Below are 19,460 nucleotides of genomic sequence, written 5' to 3'. Positions count from 1 at the left end.
GCAAAGGCTGTTGTTGCATTAGCATTAACAGTTCCGAGAGCCATTAAACATGTTATGGCAAGGATAGAAAATAATCTTTTCATTGTTCTGAATCTTAATTTTATTAGTTAAAGTGTTAAAGATAAAAAAAAATATGTAATTACCACGGAAAATATCAGCAGAGAGGAAGGGATTCGAACCCTCGATACCCTTTTGGAGTATACACACTTTCCAGGCGTGCGCCTTCGACCACTCGGCCACCTCTCTGTAAATTTTATATAAAATTACATGCAGCAAATAACGAAAAAAACTTCAAACACTAAAATTTATACCGTTATTTTTCGGACATTTCTCCTCGTAGCGGAGTTTCAAAATAAAACTGAAATTCTTTTGAGGGTATTTTTTCTCCCAAAAGATACATCATTTTAGCAATGGCAGCTTCAGTGGTAATATCTCTACCTGAGATGATTCCGATAGATTTTAACTGCGAACTCGTTTCATATTGACCCATATTTACGCTACCTCCAATACACTGTGTCACGTTAACAATATGCAAACCGTTATGCACGGCATTTTCTAATAATTTTATAAACCAAGGTTCTGTAGTGGCATTTCCAGAGCCATAGGTTTCTAAAATGAGTCCTTTTATAAGTTTACTTGTAAGAATGGCTTCGCAAATTGGTCGTGAAATGCCAGGAAATAATTTTAAAACGCCAATATCTGCATCCATTGCTGTGCGTATTATCAAGGCTTTATTCAATTCTGGTTGCCATAATTGTTCCGTATTCACTTTTAAATGCACTCCAGATTCTGCCAAATGCGGATAATTAAGCGACTCAAAAGCTTCAAAATGTTCGGCATTTATTTTGGTGGTTCTGTTTCCTCGATATAATTTGTATTCAAAATACAGACCTACTTCTTTTATTATGGGCACACCATCTTTTTGAAGTGATGCCATTTGTATGGATGTAATTAAATTTTCTTTCGCATCTGTTCGTAAATCGCCAATCGGTAACTGCGAACCCGTAAAAACAACTGGTTTGGCTAAATTTTCTAACATAAAGCTCAATGCAGATGCGGAATAACTCATAGTATCACTACCATGCAATACTACAAATCCATCAAATTCTGAATAATTATCTGCAATTATCGTTGCAATATCTGCCCAATATTTAGGATTCATATTAGAAGAATCAATAGGCTTTTTAAAAGAAATGGTTTCGATGGTACAATCGAGTAAACGTAATTCTGGTATCTTAATAAGTAGACTATTAAAATCAAACGCTTTTAGCGCACCAGTATCAGCATCTTTGATCATGCCAATGGTACCACCAGTATAAATTAATAGAATGTGTGGTTGTTTTGTCATTTATATTCCGAATATGGCCTTTGAATTTTCTGTAGTAATCCTTGCGATCTCTGCTTCACTTATTTGGTAAAGTTCGGCTAATTTTTCTAATACCTTATTAATATATGCACTTTCGTTACGTTTACCTCGAAATGGTTTTGGTGCTAAATACGGTGCATCTGTTTCCAGCACTAAATGTTTTAAATCTATCTGATTGATAAACTGATCTATTTTACCATTCTTGAAGGTGACTACACCACCAATTCCTAATTTCATATTATAAGAAATGGCTTTTTTTGCTTGCTCTAAGTTTCCTGTGAAACAATGGAAAATTCCGAATAAGTCATCTGACTTTTCCGCTTCTAAAACCTCAAAAATTTCATCAAAGGCGTCTCTACAATGAATCACAATAGGAAGTTGGTACTTTTTCGCTAAATTAATCTGAAACTTAAAGGCTTCAATTTGAATATCTAAAGTAGCTGTATCCCAATACAAGTCGATACCAATTTCTCCAACGGCACAAAACGTTCTTTCGTCCAATAAGGCTTCTACATGAGCTAACTCCTCTTTATAACTAGCTTTTACAGAGGTTGGATGCAAACCCATCATTAAAAACACATGCTCAGGAAAATCTTTTTCGAGTTGAAGCATTGCTGTTGTGTAACTCGAGTCTATAGCAGGAATAAAAAAGCGTTTAACGTTGGCATCAATGGCGCGCTGAATCATTTCGGTTCTGTCTTCATTAAAGGCTTCACTATATAAATGGGTATGTGTATCTGTAATTATCATTTTTCAAAAATAAGTGTTTAGTGTCTTATATTTGCACAAATTTAAAAAATGGAAACACTCAAAGACTTCCTGACATACCGAGGTTATTCTAAAATTAAATTAAAATTTACCAAGACCAATCATTTTGAAATTAAAGCGTCTATAAATGGCATAAAAGGTCAGTTTATTTTAGATACTGGTGCTTCTAATAGTTGTGTTGGTTTTGAGGCGATTAAGCGGTTTAACTTAAAGGTTCAGGATTCTGAAATTAAAGCCGTTGGTGCTGGTGCTTCTGATATGTTGACGCAGATTTCTAAATCTAATACCATAAAGGTAGGCACTTGGCAAAAAAGCTGCATGCCCTTAATTTTATTTAGTTTATCTCATGTGAATAAGGGATTAATACACCATAATGCAGATCCTGTAGATGGTATTATTGGTGCAGATGTTTTAAAAAAAGGAAAAGCTATTATTGATTACGAAAAAAAATACTTGTATTTAAAACTCTAAGAACTATCATAAGCTAAAGATTCTTGTTATCTTTAAATTTGATAGTTGAATTAATAGCAAACAATGAACCCTACCATCATTATAGCAGACGACCATCCGCTCGTTCTCAAAGGCCTGAAAGATTTTTTAGAAGAGAAGAAGTTTAATATTCTGGCTAGCGCAAAGAATGGCAAAGAAGCATTAGCGCTTATAAAAGGCCATAAACCAGATATTGCTATTTTAGACATTAAAATGCCTTTTTTTACAGGTCTTGAAATTGCAGAAAAATGTAAAGCTGAAAATCTTACCACCAAAATTGTACTTATTACTTTTGAAAAAGACGAGAAAATATACAATGAAGCCAAAGCTTTTGGAGTCTATGGTTATGTTTTAAAAGAATTTGCTTTAGTGGAGATTGAAAAGTGCATTGCCTCCGTTACAAATAATAAACCGTATTTCAGTCCAGAACTTGTGTCTTATATACAAGTGAATAGCACACCAGAAAAAATAAAGACATTAACGGAAGCCGAAACTAAAATTTTTAAGCTTATTTCTGAAACTAAAACGTCTACAGAAATTGCAAAAGCACTCTCAATTTCCATTAGAACGGTTGAAAAGCACAAAAATCACATCAGAACTAAACTTGCATTAGACTCAAAATCAGCAAGTTTGTATTTAGCCGCTAAAGAAAATTCAAAATATCTTTAAATATACGTAGTTCTACGTATAGTATGGTATTCATTTATTTAAGACCTTTGAAACAGTGCATAGCAATAAGAGGCTATCATTGTTATTAATTAAGGGTTAATAACGAGCTATTAGTTAGTTCTTAGGGATTATTTAAGCTTCAGACTTCGGTCTGGAGCTTTTTTTTTATAAAAAAATCAAAATATACGTAGTTCTACGTATAGTATGGCTTCATTTTTATTTGCAATTTTGTTGTAGCTATTATTCAACATCTCAATATCAACTCTTTAAAGCTCTGAATACGCTATTAATTCGGCGCTTTATTTAAAAAACAATTAGGTTATGGAAACTGTAAAAAATGAAACCTCTAAAAGTGATAAAGCGTTTATGATTCTATTAATTGTAAGTTCTATAATCGTCATATCAGCTAATGTTGCTGTTAATTTTTTTAGTTAATTAGATACTCTTGTTAGTTGGGAGTAAAAAAGCGCAACTCCTTTCGGCATTGCGCTTTTTACTTTTCTACTTTTTTACTTAGATTACATTTCTAAAGCCTTCATTACATTATTATCCATTAATAATTCTTCTGGACTTTCTAAAGCTTCTTTAATTGCCACTAAGAATCCTACAGACTCTTTACCATCAATAATTCTGTGATCGTAAGATAACGCCACATACATCATTGGATGAATTTCAACCTTACCATCTACAGCTATTGGTCGTTGAATAATATTGTGCATGCCTAAAATACCACTTTGAGGTGGATTAATAATCGGCGTCGATAACATACTACCAAATACACCACCATTGGTAATGGTAAATGTTCCTCCAGTCATTTCATCTACTGTAATTTCGCCTTCTCTTGCTCTAATGGCTAATCGTTTTACTTCAGATTCAATACCTCTGAACGATAAGTTTTCTGCATTTCTAATGACAGGTACCATTAAACCTTTTGGTCCAGAAACTGCGATACTGATATCTACAAAATCGTAAGATAACATTTCCTTACCATCGATCATTGAGTTAACAGCTGGATACATTTTTAATGCTCTAACTACAGCCAAACTAAAGAAACTCATAAACCCAAGACTTACGCCATGTTTGGCTTTAAAGTCTTCTTTGTATAATTTACGCAATTCAAAAATCGGTGTCATATTAACCTCATTAAATGTGGTTAACATGGCTGTCGTATTTTTAGCTTCCACCAAACGCTCTGCTACTTTACGACGTAACATAGACATTTTACTGCGCGATGTACCTCTACTTCCACCTGTTGGTGTTCCCATAGATGGTACTGCATTTACAGCATCCTCTTTTGTGATTCTGCCATCTCTACCTGAACCCGAAACTGCACTTGCAGACATTCCTTTCTCTGCTAATACTTTCTTTGCCGCAGGACTTGCAGTCCCTGTAGCATATGTTTTAGAAGATTCAGCTACTGGTTTTGGTGCTTCCTTTTTAGGCGCTTCTTCCTTAACTTCAGTTTTTGCTGCTTCTCCACCTTCTGGTTTTGCTGCACTGGTATCAATTAAACACACTACTGCACCAACCACAACCGGATCGCCTTCTTCATATCTATTACCATCAGCGTCTGCTAACGTAATAATGCCACTAGCTTCGGCTGGCAACTCTAAAGTTGCTTTATCACTATCGACCTCAGCAATAGCTTGATCTTTTTCTACGTAGTCTCCATCTTGGACTAACCATTCTGCAATTTCTACCTCCGTAATTGATTCGCCTGGTGAAGGCACTTTCATTTCTAAAATCATACGCTTTTAATTTGTCATTCCTACTTAAGCAGGAATCTTATAATTTGAAACTTTATCTTTTTTGTTTCCTGTTTTTCACAGGAATAACACTTTTTTATCTCTGGTTGTTTTTGGTTTTATCAAAAACGTAATCTATAACTTCTTTATGTCGTTTTTTAGAACGGACAGAACTACCTGCTGCTGGTGCACCATATGGTCTTCTGCTTGCTGATCTAAATTGTCTGGCTTCATCAAAATGCATTAATACGTGGCTGTAAGCTCCCATATTTCTTGGTTCTTCTTGCGCCCAAACGATATCATCTGCATTTTTATATTTTTTCATAACCTCTCGCATCTGCGTCACTGGCAATGGAAATAACTGCTCAATTCTTACTAAAGCGATATCATCTCTTTCAAGGTTGTCTTGTTCCTCCAATAAATCGTAATAAAATTTACCGGTCACAAACACTAAGGTTTTTACCTTATCTGCTTTTGCCGTTTTATCATCAATAAGCATTTGGAAACTTCCATTAGCTAAATCATCTACAGAAGAGACCACCTTTGGATGACGCAACAAACTTTTTGGTGTAAATACAATTAAAGGCTTTCTATACGTTGCCTTCATTTGTCGTCTTAATAAATGAAACATATTTGAAGGCGTAGTACAATCTGCAATAAACATATTGTCCTTAGCACACATTTGTAAGTATCGCTCCATACGACCCGAAGAATGTTCTGCTCCTTGGCCTTCGTAACCATGAGGTAATAACATCACTAAACCATTTTGAGTTTTCCATTTATCTTCACCAGAAGATATGTACTGGTCTATCATAATTTGAGCTCCATTGCTAAAATCACCAAATTGTGCTTCCCAAATGGTTAAGGTGTTTGGGCTTGCCATGGCATAACCGTAATCAAATCCAACAACTCCATATTCCGATAATAAGGAATTGAATATATTGAATTGTCCTTGATCTTCAGAAATATTTTTGTGCAATATAATTTCTTCTTCGCTGTCTTCAACCTTCACTACAGCATGTCGGTGTGAGAATGTACCACGCTCCACGTCTTGTCCTGAAATACGAACATCGTAACCTTCTGCTAATAAAGAACCATAAGCTAAATGCTCTCCCATTGCCCAATCTAATCGATCTTCATCAAACATGGTTTGGCGCGATTCAATAAGTCTTTGAATTTTACGAATAAATTTTTTATCCTCTGGAAGATTAGAAATAACTTTCGTAATATTTTTTAGAACAGATTTTGAAACCGTAGTATCAATCGTCTCCATCATTACACCTTCTGTAACTCTGGTGAGACCTTTCCACTCTTCTTGCATAAAAGCCGTAATCTCAGTTTTATCTTCTTTACGAGAATCTTCTAATTTTTCTTCGAGCTGTTCTTTATATTTTGTTTCAATATGCTTTACGTAACCATCTTCAATAACACCTTCATCTAGCAAACGCTGCGCATAAATATCTCTAGGATTTTTATGTTTTGAAATCGCCTTATATAAAAGTGGCTGCGTAAACTTAGGCTCATCACCTTCGTTGTGTCCATATTTTCTGTATCCTAGAAGATCTATAAAGACATCACGCTTAAATTTCATTCTAAAATGTAAAGCGAAAAGTGCTGCATGGACTACCGCTTCAGCATCATCTGAATTCACGTGAAGCACAGGCGATAAAGTCACCTTAGCCACATCTGTACAATAGGTACTAGAACGACCATCTAAATAATTCGTCGTAAACCCAATTTGATTGTTAACCACGATATGTATGGTTCCATTGGTTTTGTAACCATCTAATTGTGCCATTTGCACAACTTCGTAGACTAAGCCTTGGCCTGCAATTGCAGCATCACCATGCACAACAATAGGCAATACCTGTGATGCATCTGTAATTTCTTTTTTATCTTGCTTTGCTCTTGCAATCCCTTGAACCACTGCCCCTACCGTTTCTAAATGCGAAGGGTTCGGTGCAATATTAAGATTGATTTTTTTGTTGTTGTAGGTTTCACGATTGCTCGTCCAGCCTAAGTGGTATTTTACATCACCATCAAATACTTTTTCTTCGTAATCTTTACCATCAAATTCACTAAAAATATCTTTAGCAGATTTTCCGAAAATATTAGTTAAAGTACTTAGACGTCCTCTGTGCGCCATTCCCATAACAAATTCTTTCACACCTTCGTCAGCTGCTCGTTCAATAATCGCATCTACTGCAGGAATTAAAGACTCGTTACCTTCTAAAGAAAACCGCTTTTGACCAACGTATTTGGTATGCAAAAATGATTCAAAAGAAACGGCTTGATTTAATTTTTTGAGAATATATTTCTTTTCGTCATTAGTAAACATCGCATGATTGTCATTGATGTTTAATTTAGTCTGAATCCATTGTATTTCTTCTGGCTTTCTAATGTACATGTATTCTACACCAATAGAGTCACAATAAATACGTTCTAAATGATCAATAATATTTTGAAGCGTCGCTGAATTGAGACCAAGAATTTCACCAGCTGTAAATTTTGTATTTAAATCACTTTGAGATAAACCAAAATTTTCAATCTCTAAAGTTGGTGCGTATTTTCTTCTGGCTCTAACAGGATTGGTTTTTGTAAACAGATGACCTCTGTTTCTGTAACCATCAATTAATTTGTAAACCTGAAATTCTTTTTGAACATGCTCTGGTACCTCAGTTGATACATTTTCGACGGTTTCACCTTCTAAACCATAACTCTCAGCGCCAAAATCGTAACCTTGAAAAAAGGCACGCCAACTTGGTTCTACTGAATCGGGATTTTTAAGATATTGGTCGTATAAATCAGCGAAATATGCTGTATGTGCTGCGTTGAGAAAGGAGTATTTATCCATTATACTTTTTGAGACGTTTTCGTTTCAACATAATTTAGTCAAAAATACAACTTTTACTAAATATAGATAGAGTTTTATTATATTTATAACATATCAATAAAAACACCCTTATTCCTATAAATATGTGTCATAATACCATAAAAAAGTCAGGACTTGCAGCTATCTTATTTTGTTTATTTACAATTAGCACATTTTCACAAAATCAAACACAACAAACCAGTAATTTTTGGAAAGACGTTCAATTTGGTGGAGGCGTTGGTCTTAATTTGGGTAACGGTTTTTTTAGCGGTGTTTTAGCGCCAAATGCCTTATATCGTTTTAGTCCATATGTTTCTGGAGGTGTTGGTTTAAATTTTCAATATACCTCGCAACGTGATGTTTTTAAATCTAGAGTTTTAGGCGGCAGCGTTATTGGGCTTTTTAATCCTTTTAGAGAAATTCAATTATCTACAGAGTTTGAGCAATTACATGTGAGCCAAAGTGTAGAGCGAAACATTAATAACCAAGTTATTAGAAATAACGACACCAATTATTGGTATCCTGCGTTGTTTTTAGGTGTAGGTTACCGCAGTCAGAACGTTACATTTGGCATACGGTACGATGTTCTTTATGACAGAAACAGAAGTATACAACCCGAAGCTTGGATGCCTTTTATTCGGTTTTGGTTTTAACTTTAAGGTGTTTTCGCATCTTTCCGGTAAGACCTTCAATAGTAATAGTAAAAACGATAGGCATTTTATCTGAGTCAATTTTTGCAGAAAATTCACTTATAAAATCGAGATCACGTAACTCTTTGCGCATAATAATATCCTTTACACCTAAGGAAAATTCGTGTAATAGTGCTTTGGCGCTACTACCTTTAACCTCATTATAAGCACCATGAACTAAAACAGATTGCCAGTCATTTACAGAATGAATTACTGACACTTCTAAAGCTACTAAATTATGCTTTCTAAGCGCATCAATTTTATGACCATCGCCCGAATAACAAATAATTTTATCGTCTTTAAAGAAATACGTAATAGGCACAACAAAAGGCCTGTCTAGATAGGTATAGCCCAAATGACCAATGTAATTTTGTTCTAATATCAGTTCGCATTCTTTTTTATTCAAGGCCCTAATCATCTTTTTTTTGTTTTTAATTAATTGAAATAGCTCTTTAGTTTTGATGCAACACCAATAAAGGTAATTGCATTCGAGATTTTAGTTCTTTACTTGGTGAAGCGCTAAATAGACGCTGTAACAAAGATTTTTCGTGCGTTATGAATGCAGTCATATCAATATGATGGGTTTGAAGATAGCTTGAAACCGCATAATCTACAGGAACACCTTCAACAAGATAATACTCAGAATCTAAAAGTGCCAACCGTTCTTTATCTTTAAAAACCAGATTAGCATCATCATGTTTTAAAGACATTCTTAGCACATGTAAGTGCAGCTTAAACGCTTCCGTGACATCTAAAATAGTATCAAACACTGAGTTTTCCAAAGCATCTTCAGGTTGTAAAGACACTAATAATTGCTTTACTGGCAGATATTTATATTGACTTGGTATCACTAAGGTTGTGCAATTCACTTTTTCGATGACATTAATCGTATTGCTTCCAAAAATGAATTCTTTCACATTTGATGCACCATTGCTACCCATAACCACATAATCAATTTCAAATTTATCTACTACTTGATTAATGGCATCGGTAAACACATCATAGTCTATTAACGCCTCGAACTGATACGCTTCAGAACTATAATCGTTTTGAAGTTTTACAATTAAAGTATCAAGTTTTGCCTTCGGTTTTTGCACGATGGCATCGTGAATGCTATTTTTTGGTGACGCTACTAAATCGTCCGTAACATAACTTTTAACTTTATGCACATACATCAAATAAAACGCACAGGTCTTAGACTTAAAAAACTGCATGGCATAAGCAATAGCATTTGTTGCATTCTTAGAGAAATCCGTAAGTAAAAGTATATGTTCCATCACTATTGAATTTATACTTAAAGCTACAAAACTTCGTTAGGAAAAACTATGATATATGTCAGTAAACCATAAGATATTGCCAACCTACATCTGTGAATTTGGGATTAAAAAAGGTGTTATCTAAAAAACTAAGCATATTTAGCGCGATACCAAACCTTTTGCCAAACCCGTTGTAAAATTAAAAAGGTAATATCTTCAGAAAGTTTAACGGTATCTGTGCCATCAATTTCTCGGACTTTTGCTTCAGAGACATCAACGATGTATAGCAGATTAAGATAGTCTGAAAACTTATTCTGAATGAGCTGAAAAACAGTTTCATGAAGCACCAGCTTTAAACTGGTCGGTAAGGTTTCTTCATCAAACTCTAAATCTACATTAGCCGAAAGCAGATCCTTATTTAATTGCACAATTAGTTTTTTATAAAGCTTTAGATTGTCGGCTTCTAAAATTAGGGCTTCAAAATTTATTGGTAAAGACATCAAACACGTCTGTTCATTAGTTGCTCACCAAATAATCTCAATACTTGTTTTTTATCTTCAGCAATATTTAAACTATTTAAAACATCAAAAGCTTTATTCGTATAGTCTTTTACGGCATGTTGAGTTGCTTCAGCTGCGCCAGAACTTTTAAATAAGCCTTTTACAGTTGTCACTTTATCTTCATTTGAAAGTGTTGTACTGGTCATTGCGGTCTGTAAATTCAATTTATTTTCGGCAGAACCTAAGGCTATGGTTTTAAGATATAAATAGGTCTTTTTATGTTCCAAAATATCACCACCAACCTGTTTTCCAAAGGTTTTAGGATTTCCAAAAGCGTCTAAATAATCATCTTGTAATTGAAACGCAATGCCTAGTAGACGTCCAAATTCATAGATCGCCTTCTGATCTTCAACCGTTGCCTTCGCCACAATAGCTCCCATTTTCATTGCAGCACCAACTAAAACAGCCGTTTTGTATTCAATCATCTTAAGGTATTCTGAAATCGTGACATCATTACGCGTTTCAAAATCTATATCGTACTGCTGACCTTCGCAAACTTCTAGAGCCGTTTTGCCAAATAATTTTGCTAAATCTCTAAACGTGGTAGGTTCATAATTTTCAAATAGCTGATAAGCCAAAATTAACATGGCATCACCAGAAAGAATTCCTGTGTTTAAATCCCATTTTTCATGAACGGTTTCCTGTCCTCTTCGCAAAGGCGCATCATCCATAATATCATCATGTACTAATGAGAAATTATGAAACACTTCTATTGAGAGTGCAGCATCCATTGCGTTTTCCGCGCTGCCACCAAAAACCTCAGTTGTCATTAAGGTTAAAACTGGTCTTAACCGTTTTCCACCGAGTTTAAGAATATAATTAATAGGCTCGTAAAGATTCTGTGGCTCTTTATCTACTGCAAAACCTTCTAAATACGAAATAAAAGATTTTTGATACGATTCAATGTTTAGCATCTTACAAAAATAAGACTTCGTCAGTTTTGAAGCTAATGTTAGCGATGTTAAAAAAATATTAAAACTTTGGAAACTTTTTTTGTTTCTAAAGTTTCCATGAGTATATTTGCAATCCCATTATGAGAGAACAAATTGTACATAAATCATCAGATCTTTTTTTAAACCTCGGTTTTAAGAGTGTGACGATGGATGATATTGCCAATGAAATGGGCATTTCTAAGAAAACCATTTATCAGCATTTTCAAAATAAAACCAAATTGGTAGAGGCTACGACGCTTCATGTTTTTGAACATATTTCTCATGGTATTGACTGTATTTGCGAATTAAATACCAATCCTATTGAAGAAATTTATGAGATTAAGAAGTTTGTAATGCACAACCTTAAGGACGAAAAATCGTCACCACAGTACCAACTTCAAAAATATTATCCAAAAATCTATGCCACTTTAAAGAAGAAGCAGTTCGAAAAAATGTTGGGTTGTGTGACACGCAATCTAGAGCGTGGTGTAGCACTTCAACTTTACAGAAATTCTATTGACATCGATTTTATAGCGCGTCTTTATTTTAACGGTATGGTATCCTTAAAGGATCAGGATATTTTTCCTCGAACAGATTTTTCTATGCACATGCTTATGGATAATTATTTAGAATATCATTTAAGAGGTGTCTGCTCTGAAAAAGGATTAGAAACATTAATACAATTAAACATCAATCAAAAATAAGTAATGAAAAACATACTTTTTATAATCATAGCTTTCATTAGTTTCCAAACTGGATTTTCGCAAGAGGCACCCAAAAGTTTCAGTTTACAAGAAGCGATTGACTACGCCTTAGAAAATAACAGACAAGCAAAAAATGCCACGCGAGATATTGAAGCCGCAAAAAAACAGAAATGGGAAACGACAGCTTCTGGTCTACCTCAAATAGATGCTAGTGTTAATTACCAGAATTTTTTAGAACCACAACTACAAGGTATTCCTGCAGATTTTGGAAACCCTAATTCACCGCTAATTCCATTGTTTTTTGGTGCTGAACAAACTACAGTTGCTTCTGCACGACTAAGTCAGTTATTGTTTGATGGCACCTATATCGTAGGTCTGCAGGCCTCTAAAGTATTTTTAGAAATCTCGAAAAACGCCAAAGAAAAAACGGATTTAGAAGTGAGAAAAGCCGTTATTAATGCTTATGGCAACGTTTTAATTTCTGAAGAGAGTGTGGTAATCCTAGAAAAGAATATTGCCGTTATCCAAAAAAACCTAAATGAAACTATAAGTATTTACGAAAATGGTTTGGAAGAGGAAGAAAGTGTAGAACAATTACAAATAACACTCACTGGATTGGAAAGCAATTTAAACAAATCCAAACGTTTAAAAACTATTGCCATTCAAATGTTTAACGTTACACTAAGTATTCCTTTTAATGAAAACACGTTACTGACAGATAGTTTGGAAGACCTTACACTTCAAAATATTAATTTAGAAACGCTAAACAAAACATTTGACGCTACGGAAACCATCGATTATAAAATTGCAAACAATACTATGCTATCAGATGAGCTGCGTGTTAAAGCGGAGAAAGCCAAAGCCTTACCCTCATTAAGTGCATCTTTGAGTGGCGGACTTAATACCTTTGGTGATGACTTTACAGTTTTCAATAATAACACGCAATGGTTTGATTATGCTGTTTTAGGCGTCAATTTAAGTATTCCTATTTTTAGTTCAGGTTTACGTAACGCTTCAACACAACGCGCCAAAATTAATTTAGAAAAATCGAAAGCTGAATTAGAAGAAACCGAACAGCAACTTAACCTTCAAATTGCTACCGCTAAAAGTAACTACCAGTTTGCTACAGAAGATTACTACAATAAAAAACAAAATCTAGCTTTGGCAGAACGTATAGAATCTAAAAACCAAACCAAGTTCTTTGAGGGTGTTAGTTCTAGTTTTGAATTAAGACAAGCTCAAACGCAACTATATGCTGCACAACAAGACTTATTGCAAGCCATGTTAGATGTTATAAACACAAAAATAGAATTAGAGACTGTTACCAATAATACAACCAACTTTTAATTACAACATCATGAAAAAAATATACACTTTAATCATTTTATCAATTGTATTGGTAGCTTGCTCAGAAGACGACAAAAAAACTGTAGAAGCTATTATCGCCTCAGATGATGCGGTAATGATTCAAAAAACAAGAGACGAATTGGTAAACGAACAACAAGCCATAGCCAATAAAGTCAAACAATTAGACGAAAAACTACAAAGTCTTAATCCTGATAAAAACATTCCATTAGTTACTAGTTTTACTGCAAAAACAGAGGAATTTATTCATTTTTTGGAATTACAGGGAAATGTTGAAACCAAACAAAACTTAGTAATTACACCAGAAATGTCTGGGTTTTTAACAAAGGTGTACGTGAAGGAAGGAGATAAGGTGTCTAACGGACAAGTTTTAGCAAAAATTGACGATGGTGGCTTAAGCCAACAAAAAGCATCTCAACAAATACAAGCTGATTTAGCTAAAACAACCTTCGAAAGACAAAAACGATTATGGGAACAGAAAATAGGAAGTGAAATTCAATTTCTTCAAGCTAAATCTACTTATGAAAGTGCGAATGAAATGGTGAGTCAGCTCAATCAGCAATTAGCAAAAACGGTAATAAGAGCACCTTTTTCTGGTGTTATTGATGATGTTATTACGGAACAAGGAAGCGTTGTTGCTGCAGGACAGACACAAGTTATTCGTATTGTCAACCTTAACAATATGTATATCGAAACCGATGTACCAGAAGACTATGTTACTAGCATAACAAATGGCAAATCTGTTGAAGTGACGTTTCCTGTTCTAGGAAAAAAAATGGATGCTAAAATTAGACAAACAGGGAATTTTATAAACGCTGCCAACCGTACTTTTAAAGTGGAAATTGCAGTGCCTAATAAAGATCAGTTAATTAAGCCCAACCTCACAGCCCGTTTAAAACTTAACGATTATACTAATGAAAATGCAATTCTTATTCCGCAAAGTATTATTTCAGAAAATGCAAATGGCGACCAATACATCTATGTTTTAGAAAATAAAGATGGAGAAAAATCAACTGCAAAACAACAGATTATAGAAACAGGTAAAACACAAGGCGATAAAATTGAAGTGCTTTCTGGATTAAAATCTAATGACGAAATTATTGAGGCTGGTGCCAGAAGTGTTAAAGATGGACAAACCGTTATTATTAGAAATAAATAGTCTTAGAAAACGACAATTATTCTTTAAATAGCTAAAACATAAGTCGTGCAAACGACTAAAAACTAATTATCCAATGACTAAGAAAAAAAAGAACGTCGATAAGGAATTTGGCTTATCATCTTGGGCTATAAACAACAAAACCACAATGTATGTGGCTATTATACTCATTCTATTTTTAGGTGGCTCTGCCTATTTTAATATGCCAAGGGAAAGTTTTCCAGAAATTAAAGAAACTAAAATTTATATCAGTTCTTTATTTCCAGGAAATACCGCTGAAGATATTGAAAAACTGATTACAGACCCATTAGAAGATAAGCTAAATACGGTAAGTAACAAGGTTGAAATTACATCAACATCACAAGAAGATTACTCTATGATTATTATAGAGTTTGATGAAAATATTTCGGTTGAAGATGCAAAACAAAAAGTAAAGGACGAAATAGATAGTGAAACCGCTGGTGAAGATTGGCCAACCTTTAATGGTGCAAAAGTAGAACCAAACGTGTTCGACTTGAGCATGTCAGAAGAAATACCCATTCTTAATATTAACATCTCAGGAAATTATCCGGTTGAACGCTTAAAAGAATTTGGAGAATATCTTGAAGACGAAATCGAAGACCTAGAAGAAATAAAACAAGTAGATATAAGAGGAGCACAAGAAAAAGAAGTCGAAGTTGCCGTAGATGTCTATAAAATGATGGCTTCTAAAGTGAATTTTAATGATATCACAAGCGCTATTGGAAATGGTAATATGACCATGTCTGCCGGAAATTTAGTAGCTAGTGGACAAAGACGTACTATCAGAATTATTGGTGAAATTGATAATCCTGAAGAGTTAGAAAACTTTGTAATAAAAGCCGAAAACAACAATCCTATTTATCTTAAAGATGTTGCAACTATTCGATTTAAATCTAAAGAAAAAACAACATATGCCAGAGAGTTTAATCAAGTAGAAGAAAATGGTGAAACCGTTGTGATGCTCGATGTTAAAAAACGTGCTGGTAAAAACATGGTTACTGCCGCTGAGAAGATTGAAAACATCGTAGCTGAGGCAAAAGCGACTATTTTTCCAACAAACTTAAAGATAACCATTACTAACGACCAATCCTCAAAAACTATTGGGCAAGTAGATGATTTGGTAAACAATATCATCTTTGGTATTATCCTAGTTGTTACCGTTTTAATGTTCTTTTTAGGATTTAAAAATGCCTTATTTGTTGGATTTGCGATACCGATGTCTATGTTTATGTCGCTCATGATTTTAGAAGCCTTAGGTTATACGATGAATACCATGATTCTGTTTGGACTAATTATGGGTCTTGGGATGTTGGTAGATAATGGTATTGTAGTAGTAGAAAACGTTTATCGTTTAATGGAAGACGAAGGCATGTCTCGCGTTGAAGCCGCCAAAAAAGGAATTGGTGAAATTGCGTTTCCTATCATTATATCAACCGCAACAACAGTTGCAGCTTTTGTACCACTCGGTTTATGGCCAGGTGTTATGGGTCAATTTATGATTTATTTCCCGATTACACTTTCAGTTGTTTTAGGGTCTTCCTTAGTGGTCGCCATATTCTTCAATTCGGTTTTGGTTTCTCAATTTATGACGACTGAAGATAAGGATATGCCTTTAAAACAAATTATAACTGTTTCAGGAATAATAGGAGGTGTCGGATTATTGATTCTAGTGTTTGGAGGTGCCTATAGAGGTTTAGGAACTGTTATGCTATTTACGGCAATTATGCTTTGGGTGTATCGCTTAATTTTAAGAAAAGCAGCAAATTATTTTCAAACTAAAACCTTAGTGCGTTTAGAAAATTTTTATGAAGGCTCATTAGCTAGTGCTTTAAAAGGTTGGAAACCACAATTAATAGCCTTTTCAAGTCTAATTTTATTCTTTGTAGCCATTGGTAGTTTTGGTGCTTCTGTGGCAAGTCAACGTACCAAAATTGAATTCTTTCCAGATAATAAACCGAATCAAATTATTGTCTATATCGAATATCCTCAAGGTACAGATATCGATAAAACAAATAGCATCACTAAAGAAATAGAAGAAAAGGTTTATAGTGTTTTAAATGACCCTGAATACATTAAAGATGGTGAAAACTTTTTAGTTGAAAGTGCTGTTGCTCAAGTTGGTGAAGGTGCCGGAAATCCACAAACAGATGGAGGGTCCTCTTCTGAAATGCCGCATAGAGGCAAGGTTACCGTTTCAATGCGTGAGTTTAAGTACAGAAACGGACTAGACACTGAAGAACTCCGTGGTGCTATACAAGCTGATCTTACAGGTATATATCCAGGGGTTTCAATTTCTGTAGAAAAACTTTCTGAAGGTCCTCCTGCAGGATATCCTGTGAATATTGAGTTACAAGGTAAAGACTATGATGAGTTGATTGCCACAGCAGAAGATATTCGTAATTATATCAATAGTAAGAACATTCCTTTTATTGAAGAATTAAAGATTAATGTAAACAAGAGCAAACCTTCGATGCAAGTCATTGTCGACCGTCAAAAAGCAGGAGAACTCGGTGTTGCAGTTGGTCAAGTTGGTAATCAATTACGCCGGTCTTTGTTTGGAGAAAAAGCTGGAGTTTATAAGTTAGACGGTGAGGATTATGACATTAACGTGCGATTCAACGAAGACATTCGTTTTGATAAAAACGCACTTTTTAATCAAAATATCATTTTTAGAGACCAAGCTAGTGGTAAAATTAAAGAAGTTCCTGTTTCTGCTGTAGCAAGCCAGAAAAACTCTTCTGGGTATAGTGCCATAAAGCACCGTAACGGGAACAGGGTAGTTACCGTATATTCTGGACTAAAAGCAGGCGGTAACCCCGCATTGGTAGTCGAGGAAATTAAAAAGGTGATGGAAAACTATGACGGTATTCCGTCTACCGTAAAAGTTGATTACACAGGTGAGATCGAAGAGCAGAATAAACAAATGCAGTTTCTGATTGGAGCTTTCTTCTCTGGTCTTGGGCTTATTATGCTCATTCTCATATTTCAATTTGGAGGTATTTCCAAGCCCTTGATTATTATGATTGCTATTTTCCTGAGTTTTATTGGGGTATTCGGCGGTCTTATGATAACGGGATGGTCCTTTGTCATCTTAATGACGATGATGGGAATCATTTCCCTTGCCGGTATTGTAGTGAACAACGGGGTGGTATTATTAGATTACACCCAAATTCTTATTGACCGTAGAAAGGTAAAACTTGATTTAGGCGATAAAGATTTATTACCTATGACAGAAGCTACAGACATTATTATTAAAAGTGGTAAAGCCAGATTACGTCCAGTAATTCTAACAGCTATTACGACCGTACTTGGACTAATACCTTTGGCAATTGGATTAAACATAGATTTCTTTTCTTTGTTTACAGAGTTTGACCCAAAAATCTATATTGGAGGAGATAATGTTATTTTCTGGGGACCTTTAGCATGGACCGTAATCTTTGGACTGATTGTAGCAACCTTCCTTACCTTGATTATTGTTCCAGTATTATTTAACATTGTATACAGAATTAAGACTGGCTTGAAAGGTAGTGGAGCAACTAAAAATAACGCTAACGAAGCACTGGAAACAGCCGCTTAATTTAAGAATATCAAATTAGTAATAAAGACGATTCTAACCAAGACTAAAATCCCTAGTTAGAATCGTCTTTATGTTTACTCATTTAAGCGACGACTAATTAACCCTAACAGTATAAAATATGTTTACTAAACAATAGGAAGTACGTTTAGTAGGATATTAAGATAACCCGTTGTGCATTTTGGCTTGTTTCCTGCGGATGAGTGTCACTTCAGTTTTATAATGCACAACTGGTTAAGATAAGATTAGTAAACTTCTATGTATAGCTTATAAACGGTTCTCTTAACAAAAAAAGGCATAAAAAAACCCACACTCAATAGTGCAGGTTATATTTTAAAAATAGGATTGTTTAGTTCTTTACTACGGGAGCTATTTTTTTAGAATTTGAAACAGCAGCAATTCTATTATTTGTAAAATTTACTTCTCTTACAGCATCACCTTCCCAGAACATCCATGTTCCAGTTTTAGCGCCTTTCGTATAATTGCCAATTGCAATTTTATCTCCTTTATCATTGAACATCTTCCATTCTCCTTCCAATTTTTCATTCAAAAAATAACCTTGTTGAGAAATTTCTCCATTAGCATGAAAATAAGTAGCCTTCACTTTATCCCCTTCTTTTTCAAACTTCGGCTCTACATCTTGAGCTATTGCTCCAAAAGAAAACGCCATCACCAAAATTATTACCCACTTTTTCATAACTATATACTTTATATTTAAACCTACTACTTTACATTAACGTTACAAATATATGATTATTTCGGGCTCAATCAATATTAAGCTAACTTTTTGTTTACATTAAATTTACATTGATAATTCAACTATTTATGAATCAATATTTTATGTTTTTTATTTTCAATCCATATAATGCCATCTACTTCCTATAAAACCACTCATTATTATATGCTTAATCGAATAGACTTCTTAAATTTGCTCGATATTCAAAGAAGTTATCATGTACAGAAGTCATTCCTGCGGAGAGTTAAGAGAATCACATATACAAACAGCTGTAACCTTGTCTGGATGGGTATCCAAGACAAGAGATAAAGGTTTTGTAGTATGGGTAGATGTTCGTGATCGTTACGGCATAACTCAGTTAGTGTTTGATGCAGATAGAACCTCTCCGGAGTTATTGGAGAAAGCACGAAATTTAGGTCGTGAATTTGTTATACAAGTCAAAGGACAGGTAATAGAACGTGCTTCCAAAAACAGTAATATTCCTACAGGTAATATAGAAGTATTAGTTGAAGAATTACTAGTTCTAAACGAATCTAAAACCCCTCCGTTTACCATAGA

Annotated in this window: 17 protein-coding genes and 1 tRNA gene; 8 read left to right on the top strand and 10 right to left on the bottom strand. The window is 34.5% G+C overall.

Annotated elements, in window-relative coordinates; genetic code table 11:
* Window positions 1–158 precede the first annotated feature (158 nt).
* From AB8B52_RS11180 to AB8B52_RS11170, 3 genes are all read right to left on the bottom strand, one after another.
* Window positions 159–246 (bottom strand) — tRNA-Ser (locus AB8B52_RS11180).
* A 67-nt stretch (window positions 247–313) separates the two neighbouring features.
* Window positions 314–1,348 carry an asparaginase gene (locus AB8B52_RS11175; RefSeq protein ID WP_406028109.1) on the bottom strand — a complete coding sequence of 345 codons (1,035 nt, stop codon included), beginning with the start codon at window positions 1,346–1,348 and terminating at the stop codon, window positions 314–316.
* On the bottom strand, window positions 1,349–2,116 hold the full coding sequence (locus AB8B52_RS11170) for a TatD family hydrolase (RefSeq protein ID WP_406028107.1): 768 nt from the start codon (window positions 2,114–2,116) through the stop codon (window positions 1,349–1,351).
* 48 nt (window positions 2,117–2,164) lie between these two features.
* On the opposite strand from AB8B52_RS11170, the gene AB8B52_RS11165 reads away from it, so the two are divergent.
* Together AB8B52_RS11165 and AB8B52_RS11160 are read left to right on the top strand one after the other, a co-directional pair.
* Entirely contained in the window at window positions 2,165–2,605 is a 441-nt protein-coding gene (locus AB8B52_RS11165) for a retropepsin-like aspartic protease (RefSeq protein ID WP_406028105.1), read from the top strand.
* 63 nt (window positions 2,606–2,668) lie between these two features.
* Window positions 2,669–3,292 carry a response regulator gene (locus AB8B52_RS11160; protein ID WP_406028104.1) on the top strand — a complete coding sequence of 208 codons (624 nt, stop codon included), beginning with the start codon at window positions 2,669–2,671 and terminating at the stop codon, window positions 3,290–3,292.
* A 518-nt stretch (window positions 3,293–3,810) separates the two neighbouring features.
* On the opposite strand, the gene odhB is transcribed toward AB8B52_RS11160, so the two are convergent.
* Both odhB and AB8B52_RS11150 read right to left on the bottom strand, forming a co-directional pair.
* The gene (odhB, locus tag AB8B52_RS11155; RefSeq protein WP_406028102.1) at window positions 3,811–5,040 is read right to left on the bottom strand and encodes a 2-oxoglutarate dehydrogenase complex dihydrolipoyllysine-residue succinyltransferase; all 1,230 of its coding nucleotides are present in this window, start codon (window positions 5,038–5,040) and stop codon (window positions 3,811–3,813) included.
* 94 nt (window positions 5,041–5,134) lie between these two features.
* Window positions 5,135–7,891: a 2-oxoglutarate dehydrogenase E1 component gene (locus AB8B52_RS11150; protein WP_406028100.1), complete on the bottom strand. Its 2,757-nt coding sequence runs from the start codon at window positions 7,889–7,891 to the stop codon at window positions 5,135–5,137.
* Between the two features lie 122 nt (window positions 7,892–8,013).
* Between AB8B52_RS11150 and AB8B52_RS11145 the strand changes: the two genes are divergently transcribed.
* Entirely contained in the window at window positions 8,014–8,562 is a 549-nt protein-coding gene (locus AB8B52_RS11145; RefSeq protein ID WP_406028098.1) for an alpha-ketoglutarate decarboxylase, read from the top strand.
* Here AB8B52_RS11145 and AB8B52_RS11140 read toward each other — a convergent pair.
* The 4 genes from AB8B52_RS11140 to AB8B52_RS11125 all read right to left on the bottom strand — a co-directional run bounded on the left by AB8B52_RS11140 (window position 8,543) and on the right by AB8B52_RS11125 (window position 11,328).
* Window positions 8,543–9,016, bottom strand: a complete 474-nt coding sequence (locus AB8B52_RS11140) for a pyridoxamine 5'-phosphate oxidase family protein (RefSeq protein ID WP_406028096.1) — start codon at window positions 9,014–9,016, stop codon at window positions 8,543–8,545. The two genes, AB8B52_RS11145 and AB8B52_RS11140, sit on opposite strands and share 20 nt — an antisense overlap.
* Before the next feature lie 34 nt (window positions 9,017–9,050).
* On the bottom strand, window positions 9,051–9,875 hold the full coding sequence (locus tag AB8B52_RS11135; protein ID WP_406028094.1) for a universal stress protein: 825 nt from the start codon (window positions 9,873–9,875) through the stop codon (window positions 9,051–9,053).
* Window positions 9,876–10,003: 128 nt separating this feature from the next.
* Window positions 10,004–10,354 carry a hypothetical protein gene (locus AB8B52_RS11130; RefSeq protein WP_406028092.1) on the bottom strand — a complete coding sequence of 117 codons (351 nt, stop codon included), beginning with the start codon at window positions 10,352–10,354 and terminating at the stop codon, window positions 10,004–10,006.
* Window positions 10,354–11,328, bottom strand: coding sequence for a polyprenyl synthetase family protein (locus tag AB8B52_RS11125; RefSeq protein WP_406028090.1), 975 nt, complete (start codon window positions 11,326–11,328; stop codon window positions 10,354–10,356). Before AB8B52_RS11125 ends, AB8B52_RS11130 begins: the two co-directional genes overlap by 1 nt.
* A 119-nt stretch (window positions 11,329–11,447) precedes the next feature.
* On the opposite strand from AB8B52_RS11125, the gene AB8B52_RS11120 reads away from it, so the two are divergent.
* From AB8B52_RS11120 to AB8B52_RS11105, 4 genes are all read left to right on the top strand, one after another.
* Window positions 11,448–12,050, top strand: a complete 603-nt coding sequence (locus tag AB8B52_RS11120) for a TetR/AcrR family transcriptional regulator (protein WP_406028088.1) — start codon at window positions 11,448–11,450, stop codon at window positions 12,048–12,050.
* Window positions 12,051–12,053: 3 nt separating this feature from the next.
* Window positions 12,054–13,397, top strand: coding sequence for a TolC family protein (locus AB8B52_RS11115; RefSeq protein WP_406028086.1), 1,344 nt, complete (start codon window positions 12,054–12,056; stop codon window positions 13,395–13,397).
* Between the two features lie 10 nt (window positions 13,398–13,407).
* The gene (locus AB8B52_RS11110) at window positions 13,408–14,574 is read left to right on the top strand and encodes an efflux RND transporter periplasmic adaptor subunit (RefSeq protein WP_406028084.1); all 1,167 of its coding nucleotides are present in this window, start codon (window positions 13,408–13,410) and stop codon (window positions 14,572–14,574) included.
* A 73-nt stretch (window positions 14,575–14,647) separates the two neighbouring features.
* On the top strand, window positions 14,648–18,169 hold the full coding sequence (locus AB8B52_RS11105) for an efflux RND transporter permease subunit (protein WP_406028082.1): 3,522 nt from the start codon (window positions 14,648–14,650) through the stop codon (window positions 18,167–18,169).
* 346 nt (window positions 18,170–18,515) lie between these two features.
* On the opposite strand, the gene AB8B52_RS11100 is transcribed toward AB8B52_RS11105, so the two are convergent.
* Complete coding sequence (locus tag AB8B52_RS11100; protein WP_406028080.1) at window positions 18,516–18,863, bottom strand: toxin-antitoxin system YwqK family antitoxin; 348 nt, start codon at window positions 18,861–18,863, stop codon at window positions 18,516–18,518.
* Window positions 18,864–19,119: 256 nt separating this feature from the next.
* Here AB8B52_RS11100 and AB8B52_RS11095 point away from each other — a divergent pair.
* The coding region (locus AB8B52_RS11095) for an OB-fold nucleic acid binding domain-containing protein (RefSeq protein WP_406028078.1) at window positions 19,120–19,460 on the top strand (341 nt) is incomplete at its 3' end.

The sequence above is a fragment of the Winogradskyella sp. genome, from assembly GCF_045105575.1.
In the GTDB taxonomy this organism is placed as follows: Bacteria; Bacteroidota; Bacteroidia; order Flavobacteriales; family Flavobacteriaceae; genus Winogradskyella.
Note: the sequence above shows the minus strand (reverse complement) of the source record. Positions and strands in the feature narration are given on the sequence as shown.

Excerpts from the sequence above, each read along its gene's own strand:
- AB8B52_RS11175 (WP_406028109.1), bottom strand. The coding sequence starts at position 1,348 with ATGACAAAACAACCACACATTCTATTAATTTATACTGGTGGTACCATT.
- AB8B52_RS11170 (WP_406028107.1), bottom strand. The coding sequence starts at position 2,116 with ATGATAATTACAGATACACATACCCATTTATATAGTGAAGCCTTTAAT.
- AB8B52_RS11165 (WP_406028105.1), top strand. The coding sequence starts at position 2,165 with ATGGAAACACTCAAAGACTTCCTGACATACCGAGGTTATTCTAAAATT.
- AB8B52_RS11160 (WP_406028104.1), top strand. The coding sequence starts at position 2,669 with ATGAACCCTACCATCATTATAGCAGACGACCATCCGCTCGTTCTCAAA.
- odhB (WP_406028102.1), bottom strand. The coding sequence starts at position 5,040 with ATGATTTTAGAAATGAAAGTGCCTTCACCAGGCGAATCAATTACGGAG.
- AB8B52_RS11150 (WP_406028100.1), bottom strand. The coding sequence starts at position 7,891 with ATGGATAAATACTCCTTTCTCAACGCAGCACATACAGCATATTTCGCT.
- AB8B52_RS11145 (WP_406028098.1), top strand. The coding sequence starts at position 8,014 with ATGTGTCATAATACCATAAAAAAGTCAGGACTTGCAGCTATCTTATTT.
- AB8B52_RS11140 (WP_406028096.1), bottom strand. The coding sequence starts at position 9,016 with ATGATTAGGGCCTTGAATAAAAAAGAATGCGAACTGATATTAGAACAA.
- AB8B52_RS11135 (WP_406028094.1), bottom strand. The coding sequence starts at position 9,875 with ATGGAACATATACTTTTACTTACGGATTTCTCTAAGAATGCAACAAAT.
- AB8B52_RS11130 (WP_406028092.1), bottom strand. The coding sequence starts at position 10,354 with ATGTCTTTACCAATAAATTTTGAAGCCCTAATTTTAGAAGCCGACAAT.
- AB8B52_RS11125 (WP_406028090.1), bottom strand. The coding sequence starts at position 11,328 with ATGCTAAACATTGAATCGTATCAAAAATCTTTTATTTCGTATTTAGAA.
- AB8B52_RS11120 (WP_406028088.1), top strand. The coding sequence starts at position 11,448 with ATGAGAGAACAAATTGTACATAAATCATCAGATCTTTTTTTAAACCTC.
- AB8B52_RS11115 (WP_406028086.1), top strand. The coding sequence starts at position 12,054 with ATGAAAAACATACTTTTTATAATCATAGCTTTCATTAGTTTCCAAACT.
- AB8B52_RS11110 (WP_406028084.1), top strand. The coding sequence starts at position 13,408 with ATGAAAAAAATATACACTTTAATCATTTTATCAATTGTATTGGTAGCT.
- AB8B52_RS11105 (WP_406028082.1), top strand. The coding sequence starts at position 14,648 with ATGACTAAGAAAAAAAAGAACGTCGATAAGGAATTTGGCTTATCATCT.
- AB8B52_RS11100 (WP_406028080.1), bottom strand. The coding sequence starts at position 18,863 with ATGAAAAAGTGGGTAATAATTTTGGTGATGGCGTTTTCTTTTGGAGCA.